Here is a 16,983-nt window from a genome sequence, read left to right as displayed (position 1 = left end):
TTTAGGTTTTTTATAGATTATTATGTTATTATTATACGAAATGTAGACTTTTAGAAGGAAAAATGTTGTATGAAAAAGTTTGTAGTGTTTAAAACGCTCTGTTTATCGGTAGTGTTAGGTAATAGTCTTTTGGCAGCAGAAGGTAGCACGGAAGTGCAAAAGCAATTGGAAAAACCAAAAGATTATAAAGTAGTGAAAGGCGAGCAAAACGCTTGGTATTTGGGGATCAGCTATCAAGTCGGTCAGGCTTCACAAAGCGTTAAAAACCCCCCCAAAAGCAGTGAATTTAACTATCCTAAGTTCCCTGTGGGTAAAACCGACTATCTGGCCGTTATGCAAGGCTTAGGGCTTACTGTGGGTTATAAGCAGTTTTTCGGACAGAAGAGATGGTTTGGTGCCCGTTATTACGGCTTTATGGATTACGGGCATGCCGTGTTTGGAGCGAACGCTTTGACATCAGATAATGGTGGGGTGTGCAAACTCAATGAACCATGCGCGACCAAAGTAGGGACAATGGGCAATCTGTCTGACATGTTCACTTATGGTGTGGGTATTGACACTTTATACAATGTCATTAATAAAGAAGACGCGAGTTTTGGTTTCTTTTTTGGGGCTCAAATCGCTGGTAACTCTTGGGGTAATACGACAGGGGCCTTTTTGGAAACTAAAAGCCCTTATAAGCACACTTCCTATAGCCTTGATCCGGCGATTTTCCAGTTCCTTTTTAATTTAGGGATCCGCACCCATATTGGTCGGCATCAAGAATTTGACTTTGGCGTGAAAATTCCCACTATCAATGTTTATTATTTTAACCATGGGAATTTGAGCTTCACTTACCGCCGTCAATACAGCCTTTATGTGGGGTATCGTTACAATTTCTGATTTAAAACGCTTGTTTTTCTCTAATTGAATTTTCAATTAGAGTTTTCTTGCATAGACCACCGCTTTCTTTTGAAACATTTTTAAAAGTTTTTTGAAAATTAGAATTAAAATCTTTTTGATCATGTTATGATAGTTCAAAAATTTAACAAGGATTAAGCATGTTATATTCCTCTAAAATCCAATCCCTTTCAGAATCCGCAACGATCGCTATCAGCACACTCGCTAAAGAATTGAAATCGCAAGGAAAAGATATTTTAAGTTTTTCAGCGGGCGAGCCTGATTTTGACACCCCGCAAGCGATTAAAGATGCGGCTATAAAAGCCCTAAATGATGGCTTCACCAAATACACGCCGGTGGCCGGGATCCCTGAATTATTAAAAGCGATCGCTTTTAAATTGAAAAAAGAAAACAGCTTGGATTATGAACCGAATGAAATTCTAGTGAGCAACGGCGCTAAGCAGAGCCTGTTCAATGCGATTCAGGCCTTAATAGGGGAGGGCGATGAAGTGATTATCCCTGTGCCTTTTTGGGTAACTTACCCTGAGCTTGTGAAATACAGCAATGGGGTGAGTAAATTCATTCAAACCGATGAAAAAAACCGCTTTAAAATCACCCCCAAGCAGCTTAAAGACGCTTTAAGCCCCAAAACAAAAATGCTCATTCTCACCACCCCATCAAACCCTACCGGCATGCTTTATAGTAAGGCGGAGTTAGAGGCTTTAAGCGAAGTTTTAAAAGAGACTCCAATTTGGGTGCTTAGCGATGAAATTTATGAAAAGCTTGTTTATAAGGGGGAGTTTGTTTCTTGTGCAGCAGTGAGTGAAGAGATGAAAAAACGCACCATTACCATTAATGGCTTGAGCAAGTCAGTGGCGATGACAGGCTGGCGTATGGGCTATGCGGCGAGCAAGGATAAAAAATTAGTCAAATTGATGAATAATTTGCAAAGCCAATGCACTTCCAATATCAATTCTATCACGCAAATGGCTTCTATTGTGGCGCTTGAGGGGTTGGTGGATAAAGAAATTGAAACGATGCGTCAGGCTTTTGAAAAACGCTGTAATTTAGCCCACGCAAAAATCAATGCGATTGGAGGGCTGAGTGCTTTAAAACCTGATGGGGCGTTTTATTTGTTTATCCATATCGGTAGCCTTTGTGGGGGGGATTCGATGCGATTTTGCCATGAGTTGTTAGAAAAAGAAGGCGTAGCGTTAGTGCCTGGAAAGGCTTTTGGATTGGAAGGCTATGTTCGTTTGTCTTTTGCATGTTCAGAAGAACAGATTGAAAAGGGGATTGAACGCATCGCTCGCTTTGTCAAATCAAAGGGATAAAAAAATTGGTATTTAAAAGGGGGATTTTAATCAGTGTGGTATAATGGTTTGATTTAAAAGTTTGAAAAGTGCAGTTTTCATAACTAAAAGAGATTTTAAGGAATAATTATGGCAATAAGATTTGATCACAACAACAATAACTCTGAATGGATGGAAGAAATGCAAATGCTTTTTAATAAAATAAGATCTTTCTTAATAAATTAAGTGTGAATTTATAGGGTTTGTTGAGATTATTATTGGACCTAGCGAAAGCTTGTTTTTTGTATATGAAAACGAGCCAAGCAAGACATTCAATTTAAGAAATTATTTGTTGTTATTGGCAAGATTGTTTGATCAAGAGGCGATCTGTTATTGTAAAAACGCTATTCATGATAAAGAAAACATTTATAAGGTAGAATTGGTGAGTGCTTTATCTAGTGATTTTAATGAAGTGTGGGCTAAATTCTCAGATATTACATTCTCAGTGCCTAGTCAATTACCGCAATCTCTCACACACTTAAAAAATAAGGTAGCTACATTCTTTTCAAAACAGCCTGGTGGCAATTGTGGTATGAGTTTTAAGGAAATTGATAAGGTTCAAATAAAAGCGACATGCATGCCTAATATTGTTACTGGGGCATTTGAGGATGACATAAAATTATCTGTTAAGCATAGTCAGTGGGGCGGTTATCCTAAAGTTTTTGATATTGAAAAGATAGAGAGCATAGAAAGAGAAGTTATTGAAGAAAGAGAACAATATAAAATAGGTTCGGCACAGAACCTTAAAATCAATCAAATTGCTGATGATTTAAAACAAGCTAAGGTAGTTAGCAACAAACTTATTGCGAATGCGATTAGTGATACGCCGCATGATGACGATTTAGATTAATTTAAAAACCCTAAATGAAACACCCCCTAGAAGAATTAAAAGACCCTATAGAAAATCTTTTATTATGGATTGGGCGCTTTTTGCGTTACAAATGCACAAGCCTGTCTAATTCCCAAGTGAAAGACCAAAACAAGGTTTTTGAATGCTTGAACGAACTAAATCATGCGTTCATCAGCTCAAGCCAGTTAGAAAAAGTTTGTAAAAAAGCCCGTAACGCCGGATTACTCGGGATCAACACCTACGCATTGCCCCTACTCAAATTCCACGAATACACAAAAAAGATTTCTTTAAAATCGCTCAAAAGCATTGATGAAGTCATGTTGGCTGAATTTTTGAGCGTTTATACCGGGGGTTTGAGTTTAGCCACTAAGAAAAATTACCGGATCGCCCTACTAGGGCTTTTTAGCTACATAGACAAGCAAAATCAAGATGAAAATGAAAAATCTTATATTTATAATATCACGCTTAAAAACATTAGCGGAGCCAATCAAAGCGCGGGCAACAAGCTCCCTACTCATTTAAATAATGAAGAATTAGAAAAATTTTTAGAGGGCATTGATAAAATAGAAATGTCCGCTAAAGTGCGTGCCAGAAACCGCCTGCTCATTAAAATCATCGTTTTTACAGGCATGCGCTCTAACGAAGCCTTACAGCTTAAAATAAAGGATTTTACTTTAGAAAATGGCTGTTATACGATTTTGATTAAAGGTAAGGGCGATAAATACAGAGCGGTGATGCTCAAAGCTTTCCACATTGAAAACCTTTTAAAAGAATGGCTCATAGAAAGGGAATTGTATCCTGTTAAAAATGATTTATTGTTTTGCAACCAAAAAGGCAGCGCTTTAACGCAAGCTTATTTGTATAGGCAAGTGGAACGCATCATCAATTTTGCAGGACTCAGGCGGGAGAAAAATGGGGCGCACATGTTAAGGCATTCTTTTGCGACCTTGCTTTATCAAAAACGCCATGATTTGATTTTAGTTCAAGAAGCTCTAGGGCATGCGAGCTTGAACACGAGTAGGATTTACACGCATTTTGACAAAGAGCGTTTAGAAGAAGCGGCGAGCATTTGGGAAGAAAATTAAAAAACACCCCCTACTCCCTTAAAAAAATGATTTTTACCATAAAACGACTAAAACCCCATTTTTAAGAAATTAAAGAGTTTTTAGCTTGCTCATTTAAAATTTTGCTTTCAAATTCTAACAGCCACTTTTTGACTTCTATGCCCCCATTATACCCCCCTAAAGCGCCATTTTTACGCACCACTCTATGACAAGGCACGATCAAAGAAATAGGGTTATTATGATTAGCGTTGCCAATCGCTCTGCAAGATTTAGGGTTATCAATGAGTTTTGCGATTTCATCATAACTTTTTGTTTTACCATAAGGGATAGCCGTTAACGCAGACCAAACTTGTTTTTGAAAAGAAGTCCCTATCAAATCTAAAGGCGCATCAAATTCAAAAAGTTGTCCCAAGAAATAACGCTCCAAGGCTTGAACGCTGAGTTTTAATGGGGTATTCATAGGGGTGTTATGAGAAAAATGGGCCGCATCAAAATCCAATCTTAATAAATGGCTCTCATTAGCGCACAAATGCAAATACTCTAAAGGGAAACTCTTAGGGGTTTTAAAATAGTAGTGGTGTAAAACCATCAATTAAAAAAAGAGTTTGTATAAAACAATCAATAGCGACAGACCATACACCCCCAAAATCAAAGCTTTATGCATTTTTTCATTCAAAAGCCCTATGATCCATTTAATCCCAATGCTCACGCCCATAACAGAGCCTAATCCCACGATCACCCCTGCTAAGAGCACTTCTTTATTGATGATGTGGTGATACATTAAAGAAAAAGCTCCTGAAATAGAAGAAAACAAGATGAAAAATAACCCTAGCGCCACGCATTTTTTAGAATCATACCCTAAAAAATAATGCATCAAAGGCACCATGAGCATCCCTCCACCAATCCCTAAAGTGATGGCAAAAAACCCTGTGAGCGCGCCAATTAAAAATAATTTTAAACCTTGCAAATGGTAGCGTTTAGTATCCGCTGTAAAATCTTTTTTTTTGGGTTTTAAGACAAATTGGATCATAGAATACACGACTAAAAGCGCGAAAATAACCATTAAAATTTTACTGGAAACGATTTTTAAAACAAATCCGCTAAAACTCGCCCCTATCAGCCCCCCTGCCCCTATCAACAAGCCTAAAGAAAAATCAAGCGATTTTTTTTTGAAATTCAAAACAGATCCCACAAACGATGAAAGCACCATTTGCAAAATGGAAATCCCGATGGATTCTTCAAAAGAATGCCCGGTTGCGAGCATGATAGGGACAATGATCATCCCCCCACCAATGCCAAAAATCCCTGATAGAATGCCAGTAAAAAGCCCTATCGCTATGTATAACGCATAAATATCCATAAAAACCCTTAAACAAGTAAAACCCCCTCTTAAAAGAAAATTAAAAAAACCTATTCTAATCAAATGATAACCAAAACCCCCTAAACAACGCTTTTAAAAGTGATGCCTTTATTGGTCTGTTTTGTTTTTGCAACACAAAACATGCGAATCTTCATTGGGTTCGCTAAGAGAGAGATTTCTTAATTCATAAGCCAGTTTAATAGACGCCATAGCTTCATCTAAACCAAACCCCCCTTGAGCTAAAATCTGTTTGTAGCTTTCTATATACAAGTTATCAAAGCTCTGCGTGAGATTGATTTCTTCACCTTCTATAATCATTCTGCGATAAACTTTCTCTTTAGCCACTCCCATGTGTTCTGGATTGATGGAAAAAAACCATCTTATTTTGGCATGCTCTAAAAAGAGTATCCCGCACACGCAATCAGGCTCTTCTCTGTTGATAACCTTGTCTTTAACGCCTCCAAACAAATAGATTAAAGCATCAAAAATGTTTATGCCCATTTGAGTGGCTAACCCCCCGCTCCTATTCACATCCGCTCGCCATGAAGAAAAATACCATTTCCCTTGAACGCTGATATAAGTGAGCGTGATGTCAAACACCTTTTCAGGGTTTTTGTCTAATTCGCTCTTAATTTTTTCTTTCAAAGCCAGCGTGTCGCAATGCAAGCGCAAGGGCAAAAGACTAAACACCCTTTTTTGGTGTTTCACCTCTAAATCTTTCAATTCTTGTATTTCGCCAGGGTCTAAAACTAAGGGTTTTTCACAAATCACATGCATGCCGTTTCTTAACCCGAAACGGATGTGATCAAAATGCGTGTGCGTGGGCGTGCAAACACTCAAATAGTTGATTTCTTTACCCATAGCCCTAGATTGCTCTAAATGCTTTTCAAAATCTTCAATGTTGATAAAAAACTCTGATTGCGGGAAATACTCATCTAAAACCCCCACGCTATCATGAATATCAAAAGAGCAATCCAAAAAATGCCCTGTATCTCTAATCGCTTGCAAGTGCTTGGGAGCGATAAACCCCCCTGAACCAATCATCGCAAAAAGCATTCATCTTCCTTCAAGAATTTTAATCTTATGTTAGCAAAGATTAGCTTATTTAAGCTTATATTATTGGCAATTAAAACACTCCACCGATCGATCCAACACGCTTTTTTCATCTATGCTAGGGCTTTCGCTACGCAAATAATAAGTGGATTTGAGTCCTAATTTCCAAGCGAGCGTGTAGATGTCATGCAAGGTTTTACCGCTGGCGTTTTCTATGCGTAAAAACACATTAATGCTTTGGCCTTGATCGATCCACTTTTGGCGCACGGCCGCTGCTTTAATCAAATCTTTAGCGTCAATATCATAGGCTGATGTGTAAAAATTCCAAGTTTCTACATTCAAATTAGGCACTACGACAGGAATGAGCCCGCTCAAATTTTCTTCGAACCATTTTTTCTTATAAATGGGTTCAATCGTTTGGGTTGTGCCTACTAAAATAGAAATGGAGCTAGTGGGAGCGATCGCCATTAAATAGCCATTACGCATGCCGTTGGCTTTGACTTTTTCCCTCAAACCTTGCCAATCGCAAGCGTGATTAAAAAGCCCTTTTTCGGTGAGCTTTAAGGCTTCATTATTGGCTTTATCAATGGGGAAAATCCCCTTACTCCATTCTGAATTTTCAAAATCCTTATAAACCCCTTTTTCTTTCGCTAAATTCGCGCTCGTGTCAATCGCATGGTAGCTGATTTGCTCCATTAAAGCGTCAATTTTTTCTAAATGCTCTTTAGACCCCCAAGCGATTTTGTGTTCTGCGAGCATTTGCGCTTCACCCATAACCCCTAACCCTATGGCTCTATTTTGTAAATTGGTAGCTTTGACTTTGCGGTTAGGGTAGAAATTCAAATCAATCACATTGTCTAAAAGCCTGACCATGATCGGCACAACCCTTTTAATGTCTTCTTCAGTGTTGATTTTGCTTAAATTAATGCTCGCCAGATTGCACACCGCCGTTTGCCCGTCTTTGGCGACTTTAGTAGCGATATAGATTGGTTTGCCCTTTAGAATATCCGTGCTAGTGAGCTTGTTAGCGCATTTAGTGATATTACTATCTGTCGTTACCAACTCTTTTTCTTCAAAAAACTCTATGATGCCGTCAGTGTATTCTATTTGCATGTAGTAGTGGTTGGGTGCGGTATTTTGAAAAATCTCCGTGCATAGATTGCTGGATCGAATGATTCCGGCATGAGCGTTTGGGTTGCACCGATTGGCGTTATCTTTAAAGGCTAAGAAAGGCAAGCCGGCTTCAAAATAATTCATTAAGATTTTTTTCCATAAATCTTTAGCGTTGATGTATTCTTTAATGATTTTGGGATCTTTTTCATACTCTAAATAACGTTTTTCAAAATCCTGCCCATAAAGCTCAGTCAAATCCTTACACTCATAAGGGTCAAACAAAGTCCACATCGCATCTTCTAAAACCCTTTTCAAAAACAAATCGCACACCCAAAGAGCCGGGAACAAATCATGCGCTCTTCGCCTTTCATCGCCGCTATTTTTCCTTAAATCAATGAACTCCATCACATCAATGTGCCAAATTTCCAAATACACCGCAATCGCGCCCTTTCGTGTGCCTAATTGATCCACCGCAATCGCCACATCGTTAGCGATTTTTAAAAAAGGGATCGTGCCAGCGCTCGCATTTTTATGCCCATCAATATAACTCCCAATAGAGCGCACCAAAGAAAAATCCCAGCCAATCCCCCCGCCGTATTTGGACAACAGCGCCATTTCCTTATAGCTGTCAAAAATCCCCTCAATATTATCCGGCGTGCTGCCAATATAGCATGAGCTGAGTTGGTGTTTGGTGGTGCGAGCGTTCGCTAGAGTGGGAGTCGCACACATCGCTTCAAATTTGCTTAAAACTTCATAAAATTCTAAAGCGATTTTATTGGGTTCTTGTTCGTTTTGCGCTAAAAACATCGCAATGCTCATAAACATGTGTTGGGGCAATTCAATAGGGTTATTGTTAGCGTCTTTTAACAAATAGCGATCATACAAGGTTTTAATCCCTAAATAATTGAATTGGAAATCCCTTTCAGGCTTGATCTGGCTATTTAAAAACTCTAAATCAAATTTTTCCTTAAAGCCCTTAAGGATGCGGCCCTTTTCTTCAGCGTTTTCAAAATACTCTTTCAAATGCCTATACCCTGTAAAACCACTCACTTTATGGTATAAATCATACAAAAAAAGCCTTGAGGCGACAAAACTCCAATTAGGCGTATCAATATCTATTTTATCCACAGCGGTTTTAATCAAAGTTTGTTGGATTTCTTCAGTAGTGATCTTGTCCCTAAATTGCAACCTCGCATCCACTTCCAGCTCACTTTGGCTCACGCCCTCTAAATTGTCCGTAGCGTCCTTAGTGTATTTTTGGATTTTTGTAATGTCCAAAGGCTCAATGCGCCCGTTCCGTTTAACCACCGTAATCAAAATTTTTCCTTAAATTTGAATTAAATCGTTTTCTTTTAAATTTGGCATTGTATCAATAAAAAACTTAAGAAAAAGAAAAGTTCAAGTTGGATCTGTTTTATTAATGAGAATGAGTTTTAAAGTTTTTTAATTTTTTTATACCCCCTCCATTTAATGACATTTGAGTTAAATCACCACCCCCATTTAGCGCAAAGCTTAAGAAAACCTTGAAACCCCAAAATGACCAAACCCTCTACAAGGAGATTGCTAGGATGCCCACAATACGCCGAAATTTCATGCATAGCGATAATAAAGGGTATCGTTAAAAGCATCACATAAAAATCCCTTAGCCTTGATCCTAACACAGCGTCATAAAATGCGCCAAAAAACCTAGCCTTAAAAATGGCTTTAAAAAACTTGGGGAATCCTTGCCAAGTTTCAATAATGAAATAACCTACCGACCTGCCTTTTGGGTTGAACAAGAGATTAGACAACAAAGCCGCTATTAGACCCACTAACCACACATAATAGCTGTATTTAGGGTCAAAAATCGGATCGCTAGCTGAACCATTTATGTCATAAAAAATCCTAATGGTTATGGAGATACATCCTCCATAGACTAGAGCCATTGCCCATCGATATTCCAAATCGCTCAAACGATTTTTGATATTCATGCTCTCTCCTTTCTTGCCCAAAGCTACCTGTCATACACGAAATGACGATCATGGGTGGGTTCTCTTGGGGTTTGTGGCTCTCTATCAACGCCACGGATAAAATCTTCTACCCTATCGCCTATTTCAGCCCCAGAATATGCCCCTATTCCACCACCAATGCCTGCACCAAACACAGTACCCCACGGACCTCCAAGAGCCCCAATCATTCCACCCATTGCACCACCCATTCCAGCTCCAACACCACCTCCTATATCTCTACCAAGCTGACCCCTTGCTTCTATTTTAGGACTAGCTATAGCCACATTAGCCATTGCACCGCATAAAACCACTACACAACTAAATGCTTTTAATCCACTCATAACAAATCCTTTCATAAAATTGAGATTCAAGGCATGTTGGGCACACCTTGATAAGAATATTTATACCACAACCCTATTTAAAAGCATTGTTACAAATCAGCGAAATATCACAAAAAAGATAAGTAAATGTTTTGTTTCTACTCAAATTACAGGATTAAAGTAAATGATTATAATATTTTAGGATTTTTCATTATTGAAGCAAATTAAGGTTTCTTAAAAAACTTAAAATACCCGTTTTCAATGTTGGTTTGAGGGGCGCGTGAAAGGCTCAACGAACCGCTAGGAATGTCTTTAGTGATGGTGGTGCCGCTGCCGATTAAAACATTAGAGCCGATATTTATGGGGGCGACTAACTGGCTATCGCTCCCTATAAAGACATTTTCACCGATAATCGTTTGGTATTTCTTTTTACCATCGTAATTGCAAGTGATCACGCCAGCCCCCACATTTGTGTTTTTCCCTATCTCACAATCCCCCAAATAGCTCAAATGCCCTGCTTTAGCGCCTTGAAGTTTAGCGTTTTTAGTCTCTACAAAATTCCCCACATGGCTGTTACAAATCACGCTTTTAGGGCGTGCATGGGCAAACGGCCCCACACTGCTATTAACAATCTGGCTTTCTTCTATCACGCTATAAGCCTTAATATGCGCGTTTTCTATCAAACAATTCCCACTCAAACGCACCCCTTGCTCTAAAACGCACTCCCCCTTAAAACTCACGCCTTTTTCTAAATAAATGCTATTAGGCAATTGCATCACTACCCCCAAGTCCATGGCGTTTTTCCGTAGTCTTTCTAGCATGATTTCTTCAGCTTTCGCCCTTTCTGTTTGGCTGTTCACCCCTAAAAAACACTCTTCTTCTAAGAAAATAGCGTCAATTGTTTCGTTTTCATTGATTCCTAGAGCGATTAAATCCGTGAGGTAGTATTCTTTTTGGGCGTTTTGGTCATTAAGCTTGGGCAAGTATTTTTCTAAAAACTTTCTTTCAAACCCATACACGCCAGCATTCACGCTTTTAATTTCTTTTTCTTTGGTATTAGCGTCCTTTTCTTCTACAATCTTTTTAACCTGATGGTTTTCTAAAACAACGCGCCCATAACCTTTAGGGTCAGCCAAATGGAGTAAGCCTATAGCGTTATTATGGCTTTTTAATAAGGGGGCGAGAGCGTCTTTAGTGATTAAGGGCATGTCCGCATTCAAAATCAAAACCCGCTCATGTTTTGTAGGAATAGGCGTTTTATCTTCTTGCATGATAGCCCCACCTGTCCCTGAATATTTTTCCACGATTTGAGTGTGAAAGATTACGCCCTTAAAACGCTTCAACACCGCTTCTTTAATGCGTTCTTGTTGGTGGTGTAAGACAAGATGCACATCATCGCTGATTGAAAAAGCCGTTTCTAAAATGTAAAATAACATAGGCTCTCCGCAAAGGGTGTGCAAAGTTTTAGGCAGGCTAGAATGCATGCGAGTGCCTTTGCCAGCGGCTAGTATGATTACAGAAAGCATTAAAATCCTTTTTTTAGGGAATTTTAACATGCCTTATCTTATAATTTGACTTCGTTTCATCAAAGATTTAAGGCTAGAATTTTGCGTTTTTTCATTTTTTTCATTCTCATTTGCCCTTTAATATGCCCTTTAATGAGCGCTGATAGCGCTTTGCCTAGCGTCAATCTCTCTTTAAACGCTCCTAATGATCCCAAACAGCTTGTAACCACCCTTAATGTCATCGCCCTGCTCACGCTTTTAGTTTTAGCCCCATCATTGATTTTAGTGATGACGAGTTTCACCCGTTTGATTGTGGTGTTTTCTTTTTTGAGGACCGCTTTAGGCACGCAACAAACCCCCCCCACTCAAATTTTAGTCTCGCTCTCTTTGATATTGACTTTTTTCATCATGGAACCTAGCTTGAAAAAGGCTTATGATACAGGGATTAAGCCTTACATGGATAAAAAGATTTCTTACACCGAAGCGTTTGAAAAAAGCGCTCTGCCTTTCAAGGAATTCATGCTTAAAAACACACGAGAAAAGGATCTAGCGCTTTTTTTTAGGATTAGGAATTTGCCTAACCCTAAAACCCCTGATGAGGTGAGCTTGAGCGTTTTAATCCCGGCATTTATGATAAGCGAGTTGAAAACAGCGTTTCAAATCGGCTTTTTACTCTACTTGCCTTTTTTGGTGATTGATATGGTTATCAGCTCTATTTTAATGGCGATGGGTATGATGATGCTCCCGCCTGTAATGATTTCTCTGCCTTTTAAAATTTTAGTGTTTATTCTGGTGGATGGGTTTAATTTATTGACCGAAAATTTAGTAGCGAGTTTTAAAATGGTTTAACATTAAAAACATTCAAGCTATAAAAGCTTGAAATTAATTTAAAACTCATAATTCAAATACGCTGTAATGGATCTCCCTGGTGCTGGCTCTCTCCCTGTAGGGCTTGTGCCAATCCCCCTAAAATAATACTTCATGTTAAAAAGGTTATTGATTTGCAAGCTTCCTGTGATTTTATGCCTACCGCTTTGCCATAAAACGGAGCTTACTTGAACGTTCAACACAAAATATAAGGGCAATAACCCCACTGAATTACAACCATACTCTAGCCCCCCTGTGTATTCTGGGTTTAGGGGCAAGCACACGGTTTGGCTTTTAGCTTGATTGAGCATAGAACTATAAGCGCGACTATAAAAATAGCTACTGATTCCAAAAGTCGTGTGCTTGTAAGTATACATCATGTCAAATATGAATTGGTTAGGACTCACATAAGGCAAACGCTTCCCTTTAATGTCAAAGGGTTTATTGACAATGCCTGTAAAATAATAAGCAATATCATCAGCGTTAGAAGTGATGCGTGCATCAATGTAAGTGTAAGCCACATGGAATTGCAAACCCCTAATCGGCGCGTAATACAATTCCAATTCCACCCCTTGGCTCCTAGCATTCACAGGCTGCGGGCTATAGCCTCCCGCATAGTAACGATTGGCAAAAATCACAAAATAATTGGTATTAAAGCTCAATAGATTTTTATAACTATAGCGTTGCCCCACTTCAATTTCATTGAAAATTTGGTTGTAATTAGTCCTAGTAATGCCTACCATTGTGTGTTGTGGGGGGATAAAACTGCGGCGGTAGTTCGCATACCATATCCAATTTTCCATAGGTTTATAGCCAATGTTAAGGGCGGGACTCCATTCGTTTTGACGCTGTTTTTTACTGGTCCATACGGAAAAATCGTTCTTTTCTGGCTCTTTGTTATCGTAGTTTAAAAAGGTGTATCTAAGCCCTGGAGTTATCACCAATTTAGAATCAAAAAGTTCTATTTTATCGCTCAACCATACCGCTGTATAGTTGTTAAACATTTCTTGATTGTTACTAGGCTTTTTAGAAAGAACATATGGGGGCATGTGGCACACCCCATCAATAATATCTGATTTTTCGCATGTGCTTTGATCGGATCTAATGAACATGTCCATCGTCATAAAGCGCATGCCCACATTAAAAGTTTGCTTAACTTTATTGGTATTGACAACTAAGTTCAAATTAGGCTCAAAAGCGTTCATCACATAACGCCTTAAATGATCAAAAATAAAAAATCCTGGATAATTTTGATCGGTATAAACAGGGCCTAATTTAGGATTGGTATTGACATTTAAATAGTTAGAATCAAATTTAAAATCCCTTGACATGTCATGCCCATAGTAACTGAAAGTGAAATCCCCCCCTACCCTATCCGTGTCCCCAAAAAAGTTTTGATACACAGCTCCCCATCGCTTCGCTCTCCCGCTTTTATCGTTATTAGGGCGGTTATTTTGAAAACGATTTTCATTATAGGCAGCTATACCTAAAGACCCAGGGTCTGTTAAAAAATAGCTATAATATTGAAAAAAAGCAGTGATTTTATTACTATCATTGATTTGATACAACGAATCTAGCAAGTAGTTTTGAATGTTGGTAGGGCTGTTGTATCTAAACCCTTGCCCTTTGAGCCAATTGACTTGGGCTTGGATTCCAAAATGCTTATTCATCATACCCCCCGTTCTTAAATAGGTGTTAAAAAGCATGTTATTAACTAAGCTTTTATCAATGTTTTTAGAATTTTGATTGAAAAAGCCCCCATTTTCAGATTTACCCCAAAAAGTGGTCCTCTCGCTCACTTGACTTTCCCACTTGGTAGGAATGCCTTTGGTGATAATGTTGATCACACCGCCAAAAGCGTTAGGGCCATAACGCACGCTCTCCCCACCTTTAGTTACGCTGATTCTATCCACAGATTGGAAGGTTACAGGAAAAATAACCGTGCCAATTTCAACATAGGGCGCGACATAAATAGGGATCCCATTGACTAGAATCATTCCCGTATTAGAATGCCCTGGGCCTCCCGCACCAAACCCCCTAATGGAAATGCTAGGCACAGCTCCAATACCTGTAGAGTTTCTAATATGCACGCCTGGCACATTTTGCAAAGCTTCTTCAATGCTTTGATTGGCGCTTTTAGTGAGTTGTTTGTTAGAAATCACCGTGCGAGAACCCATATAATTTCTAACTTCCTTGCTCCTCCAGCTTAAAGGCGCTTCTTTATCGTTAGCCACCCCTGAAGCTTCCACCCTTTCCAAATTATGAGTTTTGACAGCATGCGCGCTATGACTCAAAACAACCAAAGAGACTAAAATTCTTTTCATTTACCACCTTTTATGAAAAATGTTCTTTTTTACAACAAGGTGAAATTTATAATAACTATTATTAGTTTTAGCTTAAATTTTTAAAAAATTATTATTTAGATAATATTAATGACTTTTTTATCAAAAATGCCGATTAATGCGAATGTTTATAGAAAAGATTGGGATATAAAGAAAAATAAAAATTTTTTAATATTTCTAATGGGGTGGATTTTAAACAAATAAAGGGTTTAAAAACCCTTTTATGGCTGGTCTTTAAACCAAAATTTGAGTTGCATAAAAAGCTATCAAGGAAAACGCATACGCTACAACGGTTGTAAAGATGAATAAATACGCTACAAACTTTATCCCCCCAGCTTCCCTACCAAAAGTGATGGTCGCTGCAAAACAAGGGATATAAAACATCACAAACACGATAAAAGCGATCCCGCTAGGCACGCTGACTTCTTTTCTTAAAATCTCTCTAAAAGCGTCAGATTTTTCATTTTGATCCCCTAAAGAAAACAACACCCCCAAAGTAGAAACCACCACCTCTTTAGCCATAAATCCGGTTACAAGCGACACACTCAAACGCCAATCAAAATCCATAGGGCTAAAGACTTTTTCTAAATACGCCCCGCCTCTTCCTACAATGCTGTTTTTTAAATTCTTTTTATCCAATTCTGCTTTTAATTCTTTTAATTTTTCTTCTTTAGCTTCGCTTGAAAGAGTGGTGTTTTTATCCACTAATAAGCTTTCTTGTTTATAAGTTTTCATAGCCGCATCGCTTTTAGGGTATTGAGACATAAACCAGATTAAAATCGCCCCCACTAAAATGTAAGTCCCGGCTTTTTTTAGGTAAGAAAGCGATTTGGTGTAGATACTGAAATAGACCATTCTCCAACTGGGAAAGCGGTATTTGGGCATTTCCATGATAAAGGATTCAGTCTGTCCTTTAAACACGCTTAATTTGAGTAATTTGGCCATCACTAACGCCACAACCGCCCCCAAAATATAAATGCAAAACAGCACAAACCCCGCGCTTGAAGAAGGGAAAAACGAGCCTACAAACAGCACATAAATAGGCAGCCTTGCCGAGCAGCTCATAAACCCGATCACAAAAAGCGTGATCAACCGTTCGTTATAGTTTTGTAAGGTTCTTGTCGCCATGTAAGCTGGCACAGAGCAGCCAAAACCGGTGATTAAAGGGATAAAACTCTTCCCATGCAAGCCAAATTTATGCAAGATCCCGTCTAGTAAAAACGCTACCCTACTCATATAGCCTGTCGTCTCTAGTAAAGAAATCCCAAAATACAACACCACAATTAAAGGCAAGAATGAAACCGTCGCTCCCACTCCCCCAATAATGCCATCGCCCACCAAAGACGCTAAATCTTCATTAGCCACATTTTCTTTGATGCCATCGCTCAAAAATTTAAACCCTGCTTCAAGCGCTTTTTGCACTCCCCCCCCTATTAAAAAGCTCAAGGAAAAAATGATAAACATAAACCCTAAAAAAATGAAAATCCCATAACGAGGGTGCATTAAAATCTTATCAATCTTATAGGTGTGTTCAAAGCTCGCATTTTGCTTGTTTTCACTGATCACTAATTGAGCGATTCTTTGAGCGCTCTGGCTGTATTTTAAAGACTCCTTAAAGCTTTGAGACGGGACTTTTATGCTTTCATTATTTGTAGTATTTTGAGAATAAAGCCTGACAATTTCATCTAATAAAAGCTCTGTATTCAAGCGATCTTCTTTGGATCTTGCGCTTGTAGGCACGCACACAACCCCTAATTCTTTAGAAAGCTTTTCTGTATCAATTTTAACGCCTTCTTTTTGCACCTCATCCCACATGTTGAGCGCGAGAAGCATTTTTTTATTCGTGTCTAACAGCTGAGCGCTTAAGGCTAAATTACGCTCTAAATTGGTGGAATCCACCACATTAAGAATGAGATCGTATTGCCCTTTTTCTAAAAAATCTTTAGTAACCTTTTCTTCAGTGGTGAAGTCATTGAGCGCGTAAGTGCCCGGTAAATCAATGATAGTGATTTGATGCTCTTTATGGATCAAACCCACTTCCATCTTATCCACGGTAACCCCAGCAAAATTCCCCACTTTCAAATGGGCGTTGCTCAAAGCGTTGATGAGAGACGATTTCCCCACATTAGGTTGGCCCACAAGAGCGATAGTGATTTCTTTCACTTCCAATTCTCCAAATAAGTTTTTTTAATTTTTGGTTATATCGTTTTGATATTAAAAGTTGGCACTATAGCGCTATAAGACTAATTGTTATATAATAAAAGCGAGACAAGAATGTCAAAATGCGAAA

At 38.7% G+C, this 16,983-nt stretch carries 13 protein-coding genes and 2 pseudogenes; 6 read left to right on the top strand and 9 right to left on the bottom strand.

Annotated elements, in window-relative coordinates; genetic code table 11:
* Positions 1–69 precede the first annotated feature (69 nt).
* The 4 genes and pseudogenes from QU01_RS02480 to xerH all read left to right on the top strand — a co-directional run bounded on the left by QU01_RS02480 (position 70) and on the right by xerH (position 4,166).
* Complete coding sequence (locus QU01_RS02480) at positions 70–882, top strand: outer membrane protein (RefSeq protein WP_033763052.1); 813 nt, start codon at positions 70–72, stop codon at positions 880–882.
* A 158-nt stretch (positions 883–1,040) separates the two neighbouring features.
* Entirely contained in the window at positions 1,041–2,213 is a 1,173-nt protein-coding gene (locus tag QU01_RS02475; protein ID WP_033763049.1) for a pyridoxal phosphate-dependent aminotransferase, read from the top strand.
* Positions 2,214–2,415: 202 nt separating this feature from the next.
* Positions 2,416–3,081, top strand: a pseudogene (locus tag QU01_RS02470) (hypothetical protein); the annotation flags it as partial.
* 14 nt (positions 3,082–3,095) lie between these two features.
* On the top strand, positions 3,096–4,166 hold the full coding sequence (gene xerH, locus QU01_RS02465) for a tyrosine recombinase XerH (RefSeq protein WP_033763046.1): 1,071 nt from the start codon (positions 3,096–3,098) through the stop codon (positions 4,164–4,166).
* Positions 4,167–4,227: 61 nt separating this feature from the next.
* Here xerH and QU01_RS02460 read toward each other — a convergent pair whose 3' ends face one another.
* The 7 genes from QU01_RS02460 to glmU all read right to left on the bottom strand — a co-directional run bounded on the left by QU01_RS02460 (position 4,228) and on the right by glmU (position 11,505).
* Positions 4,228–4,734, bottom strand: a complete 507-nt coding sequence (locus tag QU01_RS02460) for a methylated-DNA--[protein]-cysteine S-methyltransferase (protein ID WP_033763071.1) — start codon at positions 4,732–4,734, stop codon at positions 4,228–4,230.
* A 3-nt stretch (positions 4,735–4,737) separates the two neighbouring features.
* The gene (locus QU01_RS02455) at positions 4,738–5,505 is read right to left on the bottom strand and encodes a sulfite exporter TauE/SafE family protein (protein WP_033763045.1); all 768 of its coding nucleotides are present in this window, start codon (positions 5,503–5,505) and stop codon (positions 4,738–4,740) included.
* Between the two features lie 108 nt (positions 5,506–5,613).
* Positions 5,614–6,561, bottom strand: coding sequence for a Gfo/Idh/MocA family protein (locus QU01_RS02450; protein WP_033763044.1), 948 nt, complete (start codon positions 6,559–6,561; stop codon positions 5,614–5,616).
* Positions 6,562–6,621: 60 nt separating this feature from the next.
* Positions 6,622–8,988, bottom strand: coding sequence for a ribonucleoside-diphosphate reductase subunit alpha (locus QU01_RS02445; RefSeq protein WP_033763043.1), 2,367 nt, complete (start codon positions 8,986–8,988; stop codon positions 6,622–6,624).
* 170 nt (positions 8,989–9,158) lie between these two features.
* Positions 9,159–9,641 carry a hypothetical protein gene (locus QU01_RS02440; RefSeq protein WP_033763042.1) on the bottom strand — a complete coding sequence of 161 codons (483 nt, stop codon included), beginning with the start codon at positions 9,639–9,641 and terminating at the stop codon, positions 9,159–9,161.
* Between the two features lie 23 nt (positions 9,642–9,664).
* A complete protein-coding gene (locus QU01_RS02435; RefSeq protein ID WP_033763041.1) occupies positions 9,665–10,015 on the bottom strand; it encodes a hypothetical protein in 351 nt (116 codons plus the stop codon).
* A 188-nt stretch (positions 10,016–10,203) separates the two neighbouring features.
* A complete protein-coding gene (glmU, locus tag QU01_RS02430; RefSeq protein ID WP_033763040.1) occupies positions 10,204–11,505 on the bottom strand; it encodes a bifunctional UDP-N-acetylglucosamine diphosphorylase/glucosamine-1-phosphate N-acetyltransferase GlmU in 1,302 nt (433 codons plus the stop codon).
* Between glmU and QU01_RS08465 the strand changes: the two are divergent.
* Both QU01_RS08465 and fliP read left to right on the top strand, forming a co-directional pair.
* Positions 11,462–11,551: pseudogene (locus QU01_RS08465) on the top strand (flagellar biosynthesis protein flip); the annotation flags it as partial. The gene glmU and the pseudogene QU01_RS08465 overlap by 44 nt on opposite strands.
* Positions 11,552–11,586: 35 nt before the next feature.
* Entirely contained in the window at positions 11,587–12,333 is a 747-nt protein-coding gene (gene fliP / locus QU01_RS02420) for a flagellar type III secretion system pore protein FliP (RefSeq protein WP_001210273.1), read from the top strand.
* A gap of 38 nt (positions 12,334–12,371) precedes the next feature.
* Here the strand turns inward: fliP and QU01_RS02415 are convergent, their stop codons facing one another.
* Both QU01_RS02415 and feoB read right to left on the bottom strand, forming a co-directional pair.
* The gene (locus QU01_RS02415; RefSeq protein WP_033763039.1) at positions 12,372–14,675 is read right to left on the bottom strand and encodes a TonB-dependent receptor family protein; all 2,304 of its coding nucleotides are present in this window, start codon (positions 14,673–14,675) and stop codon (positions 12,372–12,374) included.
* A 252-nt stretch (positions 14,676–14,927) separates the two neighbouring features.
* Positions 14,928–16,856 (bottom strand): ferrous iron transport protein B, encoded by a 1,929-nt coding sequence (feoB, locus tag QU01_RS02410; protein ID WP_033763068.1) that lies wholly within the window; start codon positions 16,854–16,856, stop codon positions 14,928–14,930.
* Positions 16,857–16,983: the final 127 nt, after the last annotated feature.

Origin of the sequence: Helicobacter pylori SA221C (assembly GCF_000476855.1) — a bacterium.
GTDB lineage: Bacteria > Campylobacterota > Campylobacteria > Campylobacterales > Helicobacteraceae > Helicobacter > Helicobacter pylori_DK.
This window is presented reverse-complemented; position numbering and strand designations above follow the sequence as displayed.

Excerpts from the sequence above, each read along its gene's own strand:
- QU01_RS02475 (WP_033763049.1), top strand. The coding sequence starts at position 1,041 with ATGTTATATTCCTCTAAAATCCAATCCCTTTCAGAATCCGCAACGATC.
- QU01_RS02455 (WP_033763045.1), bottom strand. The coding sequence starts at position 5,505 with ATGGATATTTATGCGTTATACATAGCGATAGGGCTTTTTACTGGCATT.
- QU01_RS02460 (WP_033763071.1), bottom strand. The coding sequence starts at position 4,734 with ATGGTTTTACACCACTACTATTTTAAAACCCCTAAGAGTTTCCCTTTA.
- xerH (WP_033763046.1), top strand. The coding sequence starts at position 3,096 with ATGAAACACCCCCTAGAAGAATTAAAAGACCCTATAGAAAATCTTTTA.
- QU01_RS02415 (WP_033763039.1), bottom strand. The coding sequence starts at position 14,675 with ATGAAAAGAATTTTAGTCTCTTTGGTTGTTTTGAGTCATAGCGCGCAT.
- QU01_RS02450 (WP_033763044.1), bottom strand. The coding sequence starts at position 6,561 with ATGCTTTTTGCGATGATTGGTTCAGGGGGGTTTATCGCTCCCAAGCAC.
- QU01_RS02435 (WP_033763041.1), bottom strand. The coding sequence starts at position 10,015 with ATGAAAGGATTTGTTATGAGTGGATTAAAAGCATTTAGTTGTGTAGTG.
- glmU (WP_033763040.1), bottom strand. The coding sequence starts at position 11,505 with ATGCTTTCTGTAATCATACTAGCCGCTGGCAAAGGCACTCGCATGCAT.
- QU01_RS02480 (WP_033763052.1), top strand. The coding sequence starts at position 70 with ATGAAAAAGTTTGTAGTGTTTAAAACGCTCTGTTTATCGGTAGTGTTA.
- QU01_RS02440 (WP_033763042.1), bottom strand. The coding sequence starts at position 9,641 with ATGAATATCAAAAATCGTTTGAGCGATTTGGAATATCGATGGGCAATG.